At 55.4% G+C, this 12059-nt stretch carries 14 protein-coding genes; 9 read left to right on the top strand and 5 right to left on the bottom strand.

Features of this window, described 5'->3' with window-relative positions; all coding sequences use genetic code 11:
• Positions 1-76: 76 nt before the first annotated feature.
• Together IH404_RS01705 and IH404_RS01710 are read left to right on the top strand one after the other, a co-directional pair.
• Complete coding sequence (locus IH404_RS01705) at positions 77-469, top strand: SMI1/KNR4 family protein (protein ID WP_106117644.1); 393 nt, start codon at positions 77-79, stop codon at positions 467-469.
• A 68-nt stretch (positions 470-537) separates the two neighbouring features.
• Positions 538-762, top strand: a complete 225-nt coding sequence (locus IH404_RS01710) for a hypothetical protein (RefSeq protein WP_133634227.1) — start codon at positions 538-540, stop codon at positions 760-762.
• A gap of 38 nt (positions 763-800) precedes the next feature.
• Here IH404_RS01710 and IH404_RS01715 read toward each other — a convergent pair whose 3' ends face one another.
• Entirely contained in the window at positions 801-1058 is a 258-nt protein-coding gene (locus tag IH404_RS01715; protein WP_005783616.1) for a hypothetical protein, read from the bottom strand.
• A 254-nt stretch (positions 1059-1312) separates the two neighbouring features.
• Here IH404_RS01715 and IH404_RS01720 point away from each other — a divergent pair, with 254 nt between their 5' ends.
• The 4 genes from IH404_RS01720 (at position 1313) to IH404_RS01735 (ending at position 4228) form a co-directional block, all read left to right on the top strand.
• Positions 1313-2005, top strand: a complete 693-nt coding sequence (locus IH404_RS01720; protein ID WP_122734871.1) for a hypothetical protein — start codon at positions 1313-1315, stop codon at positions 2003-2005.
• A 503-nt stretch (positions 2006-2508) separates the two neighbouring features.
• Positions 2509-3189: a CsgG/HfaB family protein gene (locus IH404_RS01725; protein WP_005783620.1), complete on the top strand. Its 681-nt coding sequence runs from the start codon at positions 2509-2511 to the stop codon at positions 3187-3189.
• A gap of 29 nt (positions 3190-3218) precedes the next feature.
• Complete coding sequence (locus IH404_RS01730; protein WP_103734040.1) at positions 3219-3581, top strand: DUF4810 domain-containing protein; 363 nt, start codon at positions 3219-3221, stop codon at positions 3579-3581.
• Positions 3578-4228 (top strand): DUF799 domain-containing protein, encoded by a 651-nt coding sequence (locus IH404_RS01735; RefSeq protein ID WP_043049149.1) that lies wholly within the window; start codon positions 3578-3580, stop codon positions 4226-4228. The genes IH404_RS01730 and IH404_RS01735 overlap by 4 nt, the downstream gene beginning before the upstream one ends.
• A gap of 6 nt (positions 4229-4234) precedes the next feature.
• Here the strand turns inward: IH404_RS01735 and IH404_RS01740 are convergent, their stop codons facing one another.
• Entirely contained in the window at positions 4235-5158 is a 924-nt protein-coding gene (locus IH404_RS01740; protein WP_194439721.1) for a serine protease, read from the bottom strand.
• A 220-nt stretch (positions 5159-5378) separates the two neighbouring features.
• Between IH404_RS01740 and IH404_RS01745 the strand changes: the two genes are divergently transcribed.
• The 3 genes from IH404_RS01745 (at position 5379) to IH404_RS01755 (ending at position 8332) form a co-directional block, all read left to right on the top strand.
• Positions 5379-7007, top strand: coding sequence for a VWA domain-containing protein (locus IH404_RS01745; RefSeq protein WP_194439722.1), 1629 nt, complete (start codon positions 5379-5381; stop codon positions 7005-7007).
• Positions 7008-7160: 153 nt separating this feature from the next.
• Positions 7161-7733 (top strand): RNA polymerase sigma factor, encoded by a 573-nt coding sequence (locus IH404_RS01750; RefSeq protein ID WP_194439724.1) that lies wholly within the window; start codon positions 7161-7163, stop codon positions 7731-7733.
• Positions 7730-8332, top strand: coding sequence for a hypothetical protein (locus IH404_RS01755; RefSeq protein WP_194439725.1), 603 nt, complete (start codon positions 7730-7732; stop codon positions 8330-8332). Before IH404_RS01750 ends, IH404_RS01755 begins: the two co-directional genes overlap by 4 nt.
• Positions 8333-8509: 177 nt before the next feature.
• Here IH404_RS01755 and IH404_RS01760 read toward each other — a convergent pair whose 3' ends face one another.
• The 3 genes from IH404_RS01760 to IH404_RS01770 all read right to left on the bottom strand — a co-directional run bounded on the left by IH404_RS01760 (position 8510) and on the right by IH404_RS01770 (position 11985).
• Complete coding sequence (locus tag IH404_RS01760; RefSeq protein WP_194439727.1) at positions 8510-9262, bottom strand: hypothetical protein; 753 nt, start codon at positions 9260-9262, stop codon at positions 8510-8512.
• A gap of 228 nt (positions 9263-9490) precedes the next feature.
• Entirely contained in the window at positions 9491-9784 is a 294-nt protein-coding gene (locus IH404_RS01765; protein WP_194439729.1) for a DUF3077 domain-containing protein, read from the bottom strand.
• A gap of 455 nt (positions 9785-10239) precedes the next feature.
• Positions 10240-11985, bottom strand: coding sequence for a hypothetical protein (locus tag IH404_RS01770; protein ID WP_194439731.1), 1746 nt, complete (start codon positions 11983-11985; stop codon positions 10240-10242).
• Positions 11986-12059 lie beyond the last annotated feature (74 nt).

Here is a 12059-nt window from a genome sequence, read left to right on the forward strand (position 1 = left end):
TCAGCATCAGGGTGGAATACATCGTGCTGGAGGTGTGCCCAGAGAGATTTTTTCAGATAAAAAGTAGGGGGTGAAGGTGGATATTAAAACTTTTTTGAAGAGTAAGAAAGAAGAGCATTTGCTTGATGGCTTGGCTGCTGTAGATGATGTCAGTCTTAATGCAATAAAGGTAGGGCAGAAAAATGCTCCTGATGATTACTTGGAGTTTTTGCAGGAGTTCGGAAGTGGGGAAATTGAAACAGCCGGATTTATGCTTTATAACGGCCTCCTAGAGGCAAGTGATATTTTTGATGATGAGACTGCGGCGCAATTCGAAAGTGTTATGATTTTTGGTGATGATATGCAGGGGCGATGCGTCGGTTTTGATAAAAATGATAAATGGGCTGTAGTGAAAATAGACTCTGCAGATATGAGTGTTAAGAAGTTATGTGAAACATTTTCTTTGTTTGTTTATAGTTTGTTGAGGTGACTCTGGGAGAAAAGGGAAGGAAATGGGAAGGGAAAGTGATTAAGCCTAGATCAAGGTGGCAGGCGTTTTTGTTATTGTTGATTTATCTGTTTTTATTGTTTTTGTTGGTGGGGGTTATCGCAAAGCTCATGGGGGCGCTGGTTAATTATTCAAAGATTGGTGTATGGGACTTTAGTTGGGCTGAAATCGTAGATATGTTACCCGGTGTTTTTGCCTATGCAATACCTACTGGGGTAGGCGTTTGGATACAGTCCTGGTTGAAAAATCGTAAAGAGAGTGGCCAAGGGAATTGAGCGCAAAGCGGGCGACACAAAGGCCGCCCGATTTTCACTCAGGACGGATCGGCATTCAGCCTGCGACTGATGACATCCAGCAAATCACACCCATCGCGCAGCGGAATGGCCAGCAAGTGGGCGAAGTCTGAAAGCACTACGGCATCGCTGCTGAGTTGTTCGCGGAAGGCCAGGTTTTCCAGCAGTTGGGTGACGGCCCGAATGCGATGCACAGCCGCGTCGTGAAGGACGTCGAGAGGTGCCTGGGTGTCGATGATCAGCGCTGGGACGGTGCAGTCGTGGCCGGTTAGGGGCATGTATCGATTCATCATTAAGCTCTCTGGATTATTGAGGGCTCGTTCTTCGGGTCGCCAAACCCGGTCACCTTTTGGGTGACGGCCGGACTATAAGCCGCACCACCAAGCCCGCGCAAGGCATCAAAATGCCGCCGCTTCGGAGCGTGTACGCAGCTACTAACGTCTTGCCACCCATTGCCGACATACTGCTCACGAACAAACGCACTACGACTATGCAAATCTGAAAGCCTCACCCCAAACATTAAAGGACCAATGTGAAAAACCTCCTCCTCATTCTCTTCGCCACCCTCATTCTCGGCGGTTGCGTCAGCCACCCCCTCACCCCCGAAAACCGCGCTCAGATCAAAACCGTCAAAGTCCTGCCCGTGAAGTGGGAAAAGAACATGGTGTACTTCGGCCGCGAACAGGCCTGGGGCGCGGCCCTGGGTGCCGGGGTTGGCGCCGGTGTTGGCATGGCCAGCGGGGCGTCCAAGCTGGGTACGGCGGCGTTGAGTGGCGCCGGGTTTGCCGCGGGCATGAGGCTCGGGCAGTTGGCCGAGATGCCGACGCCGGTGGCCATCCTGACGGTGATGGAGGCGGAAAAACTCGATGTAGGCGTGTTGCTCAAGCAGGGCTTTGTCGATGAGTTGGGCAAGACTTCGACGCTCAAGGTGGTCGGCGACGATGAGCCCGCCGATGCGCAGATTCAGCTGACCGTGTCCGAGTGGGGCTTTCGCCTGACCCAGGGTTTCAGCAGTGTGATTTATCCGACCCTTAACGTGATGGCGCAGATGGATCGCGGCGATGAGATGATCTGGCGCACCTTTGAAGCGGTCACGCCGTTTAATGGCCAGAACGTCTATGGCTACACGCCGCTCACTTACCGCACTGACCCTGAAGCCTTGCGCCGGGCGTTGACCGGGATTACGCAGATTTCTGCGCAGTATCTGGTGAAGGAGCTCAAGTAGGTCTGTGCGAAGGCTGGCGGCTGTTGGTGGGCGGGCTTGGACTAATGCCAGTCAGGGTTAAGCGCAGTTCCCCTGTGGGAGCGGGCTTGCCCGCGAAGGCGGTGGGTCAGTCGCTGCATCTGTTGCTGCACTGCCGCTTTCGCAGGCAAGCCAGCTCCCACATTTGATCTTCGTTGCTTTGGGCATTGCGTTCGTTTAATTGATCGGCATTGGGCTTGCCCGCGAAGGCGGTGGGTTAGTCGCTGCATCTGTTGCTGCACTACCGCTTTCGCAGGCAAGCCAGCTCCCACATTTGATCTTCGTTGCTTTGAGTATTGCGGTCGGCAGTAGGGTAAGCCCCCCACCTATGGCCGAAACAACTTGAGAACCGCTCTCAACCCCGTAAAATGCAGCAGCCGTTGCATCACCGTCTTTCAGGGAAGAATCCAGGCCAGCGCGCTTTCAGGCTGCCTATCTCCTTGGAAAACCCGGCAACGCTGTTTTCCTCACCCAAGGAGCACCCTGTGAAGACACTGTCCAAAATCCTGCTGTCGGGCCTCACCGCCGCGGCGCTCTTGACCGTGGCCGGTTGCGCCACCGAGAGCAACCGCGCGATGCCGGTGGAGCAAGTCGCCAGCGCCCACGTAGCCTATTCCGGCGTGCGTGTGCCGATTGCCGTGGGCAAGTTCGACAACCGCTCCAGCTACATGCGCGGCATCTTCTCCGATGGTGTCGACCGTCTCGGCGGCCAGGCCAAGACCATCCTCATCACCCATTTGCAGCAGACCAACCGCTTCAGCGTGCTGGACCGCGACAACATGGGCGAGATCTCCCAGGAAGCCAAAATCAAAGGCACCGTGCAGAAGCTCAAGGGCGCTGACTACGTGGTGACCGGCGATGTGACCGAGTTCGGCCGCAAAGAAACCGGCGACCGCCAGCTGTTCGGCATCCTCGGCCGTGGCAAGACCCAAGTGGCCTACGCCAAAGTCGCGTTGAATATCGTCAACATCAACACCTCCGAAGTGGTGTATTCCACCCAGGGCGCCGGTGAGTACGCGCTGTCCAACCGTGAAGTGATCGGCTTCGGCGGCACCGCCAGCTATGACTCCACCCTCAATGGCAAGGTGCTGGACCTGGCCATGCGCGAAGCGATCAACCGCCTGGTCGACGGCATCAACGCCGGCGCCTGGAACCCGCGTAACTGATCAGCCACACCACAAGGAGCAGTACACGGATGAGCAAGGCAGTGAGGTTAGCGCTGACGCTGGCGGCAATCGCAACGGTAACCGGGTGCCAGACGGCGCCCCAGCCCCTGTATCAATGGGAGAGCTACCAGCCGCAGGTTTACGAGTACTTCAAGGGCGAGCCCAAGGAAGCGCAGGTGGAAGCACTGGAGCGCGATCTGCAGAAGATCAACGCCAGTGGCCGCAAGGCACCGCCGGGTTACCACGCGCACCTGGGCATGCTGTACATGAACATGGGCAAGGATGACCAGATGGTGCAGGAGTTTCGCACCGAGAAGGCGCTGTTCCCTGAGTCCGCTGCATACATGGACTTTCTGTTGAAAAACGCCAAAGCCGGAGTCGCCACCAAATGAGCCTGTTAAAACTCACCGGCGCCTTGCTGGCCCTGGCGTTGCTCGGCGGTTGCGCCGCGCCCAAGACGGTTGATTATTCGGCGTACAAACAGGCGCGGCCCAAGTCGATCCTGGTACTGCCGCCGATCAATGAATCGCCGGAAGTGCAGGCGTCCTACAGCCTGGTGTCGCAAGTCACCTACCCACTGGCCGAAGCCGGCTACTACGTGTTGCCGATTGCCCTGGTGGACGAAACCTTCCGCCAGAACGGCCTCACCACCGCCAACGATATCCAGGCCGTACAGCCGGCCAAACTGCATGACATCTTTGGTGCGGACGCGGCGCTGTACATCACCATCAGCGAGTACGGCACCCAGTACATGCTGATCTCCAGCGACACTTCGGTGACGGCCTCGGCCAAACTGGTGGACCTGCGCACCGGCACCACCTTGTGGACCGGTTCGGCGCGTGCGTCGAGCGAGGAGGGCAATAACAACGGTGGCGGCCTGGTGGGCATGTTGATCACGGCCGCGGTCAAGCAGGTGATCAACAGCTCCACCGATGCGGCGCATCCGATTGCCGGTATCACCAGTGCGCGCCTGCTGTCGGCGGGGCAACGCACCGGGCTTCTGTACGGTCCGCGTAATCCCAAGTACGGCACGGACTGAACCGCGTCACCTCTGACGACGGTGCTGTTGGATCAAGTCGATGCGGGTGGCCGTGCCCATTGAGTCGCGCTGCCCGTTTACGCTGGCGCCGATGGAACCGTTGTGCAAGGCAACGATTTCGCCCGTATCGACGCTGATCAGCGGTGAGCCGGAAGTGCCGGGCTTCTTGAAGGCATCATGGTAGACCGTGCCCTGATTACGGCTGTGCTGGTCGTATCCCTTGAGTGTGGTGGGTTGGCCCTTGGTATTTAGAAATGAAATGCCGAGGGCCTCTTGCCCATGGTTGGGCATAAAGACTCTCTGCCCAGGCGATGCTTGGGGGCCGGAGGCCAACTTGAGCGGCCGGAACTGCTCGGCCAAGGCTTTTTTCTCGCCGACGGGCAAGTCGACACGCAGCTCGGCGTAGTCCAACCGTGCATCGCCACTGAGCGGGTTGGGGTCCAGCGGCACTTTGCGCTCTACCTTCATTCGGCCGGTGCTGTCTTGTTCATACCCCAGCCAAAGTTCGAGCTTGCTGCCTTTGGCCAACGCGTCGCGCACATGTTGGTTGGTCAGTACGCTGTTGCCATCGTTGATCAGCGAGCCGGTACCCAACGAACGGGTATGCACGCGTTCGTAGCCCCATGAGTCCCGCGTGACGCTCACTTCGCGAATCGTGCCCACGGCCCTGGCCGCGGTATGCATCGGCGTGCCCTTAAGGGATGCGTTGGCGTAGTTCTGCAAGGAGAACGGCGCTTGTTGTGGCACGGCCATTTGTTCGGGGCGGGGCGTGTACGGTGCTACTTGCCCTGGCGTCGGCGGTTGAGGCCTGACCTGGGCGGGCCAGGTTGGCGCATTGCTTGCGCGTGCCAGTGCGCTGGCATAACTGGCTCGTTGGCCGACTGCGGGATGCTCATAGCGGTGTGTGAGGTTGTTGCTTACGAAGGTCATCGTGGTTTCTCTGATGTGAAAAGCCTCCAGGAAGCTCAAGAAACAGACGGTTCTGACTGGGAGGCGAGCTCTCGATATGTGGTTGCTGGTGACGGCCGGTTCAGTCGGTTGTGTCTCCAAGTGTGAGGCAGCGATCGGAGCGGATAAAGTGTTTAACCCGTATGAGTGCCGCCTCACGTCTGATCTGTTGAACGGCTCATTCACTCACGAGGTTCAGCCCATGTCCCGCCCTTTGCTCTTGCTGCGTCCTGCTGCCCAAGGCTTTGCCGTCACCCTGCTGGTGGCGCTGGCCGGGTGTGGGCTGTCATCGTCTCCCGAAGTCGCCAAACCGATTGAATCGGCGCCTCTCGCCGAACTTCACAGCGCGCCGATCCAGAATGCAGTGGTCAAGCGAATGGCGATGCCGGCATCGATGGCGGTGCGAGAAATGGCGACGATGGACTACCGCAGCGAACCCCGCGAGCAATACGCCAACCTGCCGGATAACCCGGTGCATAGCGTCGCCGAAACCCCGGTTTCCACCTTCAGTATCGACGTCGATACCGGCAGCTACGCCAACGTAAGACGCTTCCTCAACCAAGGTCGCCTGCCACCCGAAGGTGCGGTACGACTGGAGGAAATGGTCAACTACTTCCCCTACAACTACGCACTGCCCACCGATGGCTCCCCATTTGGCATAACCACCGAGCTGGCCGCCACGCCGTGGAACCCGCGTACAAAACTGCTGCGCATCGGTATCAAGGCCTCCGATCAAGCCGTGGCAGAACTGGCGCCCGCCAACCTGGTCTTCCTGGTGGATGTGTCCGGCTCCATGGACCGTCGCGAAGGCTTGCCGCTGGTCAAAAGCACGCTGAAATTACTGGTCGATCAACTGCGTGATCAGGACCGTGTGTCACTGGTGGTGTACGCCGGTGAATCCCGCGTGGTGCTCAAGCCCACCTCGGGCGCTGAAAAAGCCAAGATCCGCAACGCCATCGACCAACTTACCGCCGGCGGCTCCACCGCAGGCGCGTCCGGCATCGAACTGGCCTACCAGATGGCCCGCGAAGGTTTTATCGACAAGGGTATCAACCGCATCCTGCTGGCCACCGATGGCGACTTCAACGTGGGCATCAGCGACTTCGACAGCCTCAAGCAAATGGCGGTGACCCAGCGCAAAAGCGGCGTGTCCCTGACCACCCTTGGCCTCGGTGTGGATAACTACAACGAACACCTGATGGAACAACTGGCCGACGCGGGCGATGGCAACTACGCCTACATCGACAACCTGCGTGAAGCGCGCAAGGTGCTGGTGGAGCAACTCAGCTCGACCCTGGCCGTGGTCGCACGGGATGTGAAATTGCAGGTGGAATTCAACCCCGCCCAGGTCAGCGAATACCGCCTGCTGGGCTATGAAAACCGCGCCTTGAAGCGTGAGGATTTCAACAACGACAAGGTCGATGCCGGCGAAATTGGCGCAGGGCACACAGTGACGGCGCTGTATGAAATTGTGCCCAAGGGTGAGAAGGGCTGGTTGGAGCCTTTACGCTATGCCGCCGCGCCTACGACCGAAGGCAAATCCGCCGAGCTGGCGATGCTACGGGTGCGCTACAAGCCCGCTGCGGGCGGCAAGAGCCAATTGATCGAGCGGCCTATCGCCAACCAGGCCACCCCGGCCAGCGACGACCTGCGCTTCTCCTCTGCCGTTGCCGCGTTCGCCCAACAGCTCAAGGGTGATGGCCGCTACACTGGCAACATGAGTTTGCAAGACACCGCCACACTGGCCCGCTCGGCCCGCGGCGATGACCCGTTCGGGCTGCGCAACGAATTCGTGCAACTGGTGGAACTGGCCCAAAGCCTCAAACCCTGATCTGGCCCACAACGATGTTCAAATGTGGGAGGGGGCTTGCTCCCGATGGCGGTGTGTCAGTATCCGATGTGCTGTATGACCCACTGCTATCGGGAGCAAGCCCCCTCCCACAGTAATCCTGCTTCGGCTGACAAAAAGGAGTTCGCCCATTACATGGCCGTCCCAGACGATCCACCCAGCGACGAATCGCTGCTGGCCCGCTACCGAACCGGCGACGCTGGCGCGTTTGAAGCCCTCTACACGCGCCACCGTCAGGGCCTGTACCGCTTCCTCGTGTCCCTGTGCAACAAAGCCGAACTGGCCGAGGAAATCTACCAGGACACCTGGCTCAGCCTGATCCGCAGCACCACCCAGCCACAAGGCCGGGCGAGTTTTCGTACCTGGCTGTTCCAGATCGCCCGCAACCGCCTGATCGACCACTGGCGCAGGCACGGCATCCACAACCCCCTGCACGACAGCTACGACGAACAGTTGCACGCCCAACCCGACGACAGCGCCGGCCCCGAGCAACAACTGAGCCTGAGCCGCGACCAGGCGCGCCTCGACGCCGCCCTGCAAGAACTGCCCGAAGACCAGCGCGAGGTGTTTTTGTTACGCCTGCATGGCGACCTCGAAGTGCCGCAAATCGCCACCCTCACCGGCGCCCCGCTGGAAACCGTAAAAAGCCGCTTGCGCTACGCCCTACAAAAATTGCGGCGCCTGCTGGCCGAGGAGGTACCTGTATGACTGACGCCCGACACACCCCTGACGACGCGCTGCTCCAGCACTACCGTCAACACAGCAAGGGCGAACCGCCCGCGTCCCTCGACGCCTTCATCCTCAACGCCGCCCGCCGCGAAGCCCCGCAGCCGCAACCCAGCTTGTGGCAACGCTGGCTGCAAGCCTGCCAACGCCCGCGCTGGCAAATGGCATTCGCCACCGTCGCCGGGTTGGCGCTGATGATCGGCGTGGTCATGCGCTCCCCCGTGCCGCAACCCGAGATATCCACCGCGACATTCTCCGCGCTGCGCCACGAAGATGCCGCCCACCCAGCGCCGCAAGCGTTTTCCGCCCCCGCGCCAATGGCCCGCATGGCGATGGCGCCACGGGTTGAAAGTGCTCCAGCCCAGGCTGAAATCGCTGACGTAATGGCGGCCCCGCCAGCGGAAAGACTCAGCAAGGCGGCGCCGAATGCATTGCCATCTTTGGAGCAGGAGTTACAGGCCATCGTGAAGCTGCGTGAGGCCGGGGAGAGCAAGGCGGCTGATGAAAAGCTGTTGGCGCTGCATAAGCGCTTTCCGAAGGAGGATCTGCCGGCGCGGTTGGAGGTGTTGCAGAAGCGCTGAATCAGCACGCACAAAAAAGCCCTGGGCCTCACGACCTGGGGCTTTTCCATTTCATATCTGGTGCCCCGGCGTCGTTTGAACTGGGCGTTAAGGATGCCGTATTTACTGGATCTCGCAGGGGTTGTGCCGGTTGGGCATACACGTGGGCATACATGGCCCTTTCTGCTGTGCTTGGATTTACGCCTGTGGTGGGTGCTTTTCTATCTCGGGAGGACGTTGTTTCAGCTCCGTCTCACGGATTACGCGGCCAGTCGTACCATCAAGCTTAAATAGGGTTCTGCCCACGAGTAGAAACGTACTTTTACTGTCCGCCAGGATCAAATGGCCTACCAGGCGTTCGCCCTTGTCGGTTACCACGGTATCCACCGCTTCGAGGTCCCCGGCAGTTTCTAATTGGGTATACCTTTTAAAATCTGCAAGCCCAGCCCCCCTACCTTGTTGAACTCCTGCGCCAGGAGCGAAGAACGCCATAAACATGGCAATCCCTATCCATGCTGCAAGTCCAATCACTACGTTGGCCTTGGGCTTCCTCGTTATAACCGCAACAAAGAGCGCAGCAATCGCCACAAATGCGAAAGCCAGAAGGCCGGGTCCTACGATGGGCCATTGTTCCGCAGCGTCCAATGCACCAGAGAATAGACTGGTGTACCCATGCAGAAGCAGTGTAGGTGTGCTCAGTGATAGCTCGTTCTGGTCGATACCGAACTGCTGAAATCTGCCGGATAGGAGCGAGTACCCGTAGATCACCAGCGCGGCCTGCGATGCTAGCGCTCCAAATGTAATCAGTTTGAAAGCCAGGTCTGTATTGGTTTTCGCCTCCTTGGCAGCTGGGTCATCTAACTTCTCGTGATGTGCAGGGGCTGAGGAAGCAGTGACGTGGATGGGTGTAAGCAGCTCTACCCTCAGCGGTTTGTCTCTGCGCCAGAACATGGTGTTTCCTACTCCAGTGGGTGACCGGAGAAAATACCCCCGAATCTGGTGCGAGGGTAGGTCTGACATGTCGCTAGGGGCCTTGGAGCATTCTAACCGCAGGGGGATCGATCTCTGTAAGAGCGGGACCGACGTATGGGGACGAGAACGTATCGACGGACGCATGGAATGGGTTTATTTACCCTCAGTGTTTCTGGCGCCCGATGCACCGCACCGGGCGCGAACTACTTACTGCGGGTGCGGCCCACCAGGCTGCATGGCTAGGAGCAGGTCATCGACGATTGCTTTACCCATTTCACACAGGTAGTGCGAGGCAAACGCGAACTTCTCCGCCTTGGGGTCCATGGCGGCTTCAAGCGAGAGCATTTTTGCGTAGTAGAGAACGTGCGCTGCGTGTTCAAGGGCTTCCAGAATAGGAACCCCGGCATTGACTCGAAACAATTTCAGATGGCTTTTTCCCTCGCCACAATCTGCGAAGGTCTGAGCGCCAATGGTTTTGGCTTCTGCGGGTGGGGTACTCATCGCTGACCTCCCACTTACATGGGGGTGGTATTGGTACGGACGGCATTACGGTAATCAAGCATGGTGTGAAACCTCTCTGAATGACCAACTGAGACGGCCACACATCGTTTCCAGGCGATGGGTGGCAGCCGTGCGCAGGCTGGAAACCGAGACAGAGACTACTCGGCAGACACGAATGTCTCCCGCACACGGCCGCCATAAAGCACAAACGACAGACATAAAAAAAGCGCCCGCTGATTGTTTGACGACGCTACGTGCGTCTCGGTGACGGGTTTCCAGGCCCGGTCGCTGATGAGCAGCGACCGGCGAAGACTAACGCGAAGAGCTAAGGGCTGCAACGTGAAGATGAGGTAGGATGCGTTTGGTGATGCAATGATAATAAATGAGGTGGTCTTCACGTCTAGTTTAAATACGGTATGCAGCAGTAACTATATTTCTAGTTGGATTGTTGGGGGCTAGGAGTCCTGAGCTTTGCCGAGAGTTTTTATTTCTAAATAATATGCTTCGTATTTTTTAAACCTCTGTGTGCGAATTTCGTTGAGTTTACTTTCTTTAGAGATTTTTTGAATTGCTTCGTACGTGCATAAAAATATATGTTGAGCACATTCGTTTGAGAAGTTGTCACTAAATGTTGTGTTGGAGATTTCTAAGCAGTTTTCTGCGTGTTGTTGCACGTGCTCGTTGGTAGAGGATGTAAAATAGTTATAGAAGTCGTTTGTGGATTTTTTATGAAGGCCACTCATGACTTTACGGCCAAAACCGCCGTAACCGTAAGCCATATCCATCATTGACGCCATCGTCATATCATCTTCTTGGTTGTTTATGAAGCTTTTAAGTCTGGCCAATAATTGTGGGTGTTCTGGATCTAATCTGAAATGGCTACTGTCTCGATACAAACAATTTGCTTTTGCAGTTTCAAAGTGAGCTTCGATAATTTCGTTCACTCTTTCATGCATGCCTAGTTCTGAGAAAAGCCAGCAAACCGAGTCAACTTCACGAATTTTCATTTTGTGCAAACAAATACTCAGCGCACGTTCGAATATGTCTACTATCTCGTCTTGATTGTTGACAAATGAGCTTTGGTATTCACTCCACGCTGCTTGTAATAGTGACATATCTTTGTTGTGTTGAATCGTGTCAGCTAGGGTTTTTAGTACTATTTGTATCTGTTCTTTATCTGCATATCCTTTTTCAATTAGGGATATAATTGCTATATCTAGATCATTCGCTCCACTAAAGCCATAGTCGTTCAAATACTCGACTTTTGCTAGGTCGTTTTTTTGTTGCTCTGTAATTTCGTTTCTGTTTTGGAATAGTGGGGTCTTAGGTAGCGGGTTTCGAAGAAATTCTAAGTCAATATCGAATGTGTTTTTCCCATATGCTGAAAGAACTGCAAGAGGTAAAATAATCATTGATCTATTGTATAGTTCAATAGGGGCGGATGAAAGAATAGGAGACAGGGTGTCGTGAAATAGTGCTATTTTTTTTAATAGTCTTATGTTGTTTATTTTTAATTTTTCTATATGTTGGGTTAAGGTCTGCGGGTGTCCAATGCCAGGTGGGAAAATAATGTTTATACTGTCAATTATTTCTGGTGAGTAGGTGACCTCATAGTCAAAAACTTTTTCGCTGAAGTCGAAAAATTCATCATTTGATTTAAGGAAGTTTTGATTCAAGATTAGTATGATCGAGCAATTTCTTGACTCTATTAAATTGGAAATCAGTCCAAAAAGATCTCTGGTGGACAATGCGGTGCTCTTGCGTTCGAAGTCATCGATGCAAATTAATGTGTCGGAAATCGTAGAGAATTGTATCGAGTCTACTATTCCTCCAATTCCTCCTAAGTATGGTATTTTAATTTCATTTGCGTAGCCTGTTAATTTCCTTAGAATTGATGGGGTTGAACTGCTTTCAAGTTTTTTGAAGTTTTCTGTAATGCTTTCTTTTGTTGCGATCTTTCCCGCGTGCTCTCTTTTGACGCTATTTGTAAAGATCGCGCGCTTTAATTCGGCTAGATTTGATAATCCGAATAGTGAGATGTAAGCATAGTTGGCGCGAGCAAATTCATTTCGATGTTGTTTTACTGTTTGATCCCATATAAACGTTTTTCCCGTGCCCCATTCACCTTTCAGAGTTATAGATCTGCTTTCTTTGGTTGTGACGAAGTGTTGGAGTGCATTTTTAACATTTGTAGTCGTCATGGTCTTCCCTGACATTCATTGAGTCATAATGGATTCTAACTCAGTCAGAATTCTAGGGAGAGATGTAGTTTAGG

The organism is Pseudomonas sp. OST1909, assembly GCF_015277575.1.
Taxonomy (GTDB): Bacteria; Pseudomonadota; Gammaproteobacteria; order Pseudomonadales; family Pseudomonadaceae; genus Aquipseudomonas; species Aquipseudomonas synxantha_A.

What these genes read in the sequence shown, in the direction of transcription:
- IH404_RS01740 (WP_194439721.1), bottom strand. Translation starts at nt 5,158, where the DNA reads ATGACCTTCGTAAGCAACAACCTCACACACCGCTATGAGCATCCCGCA.
- IH404_RS01730 (WP_103734040.1), top strand. Translation starts at nt 3,219, where the DNA reads ATGAGCAAGGCAGTGAGGTTAGCGCTGACGCTGGCGGCAATCGCAACG.
- IH404_RS01750 (WP_194439724.1), top strand. Translation starts at nt 7,161, where the DNA reads ATGGCCGTCCCAGACGATCCACCCAGCGACGAATCGCTGCTGGCCCGC.
- IH404_RS01735 (WP_043049149.1), top strand. Translation starts at nt 3,578, where the DNA reads ATGAGCCTGTTAAAACTCACCGGCGCCTTGCTGGCCCTGGCGTTGCTC.
- IH404_RS01745 (WP_194439722.1), top strand. Translation starts at nt 5,379, where the DNA reads ATGTCCCGCCCTTTGCTCTTGCTGCGTCCTGCTGCCCAAGGCTTTGCC.
- IH404_RS01765 (WP_194439729.1), bottom strand. Translation starts at nt 9,784, where the DNA reads ATGAGTACCCCACCCGCAGAAGCCAAAACCATTGGCGCTCAGACCTTC.
- IH404_RS01770 (WP_194439731.1), bottom strand. Translation starts at nt 11,985, where the DNA reads ATGACGACTACAAATGTTAAAAATGCACTCCAACACTTCGTCACAACC.
- IH404_RS01715 (WP_005783616.1), bottom strand. Translation starts at nt 1,058, where the DNA reads ATGCCCCTAACCGGCCACGACTGCACCGTCCCAGCGCTGATCATCGAC.
- IH404_RS01760 (WP_194439727.1), bottom strand. Translation starts at nt 9,262, where the DNA reads ATGTTCTGGCGCAGAGACAAACCGCTGAGGGTAGAGCTGCTTACACCC.
- IH404_RS01755 (WP_194439725.1), top strand. Translation starts at nt 7,730, where the DNA reads ATGACTGACGCCCGACACACCCCTGACGACGCGCTGCTCCAGCACTAC.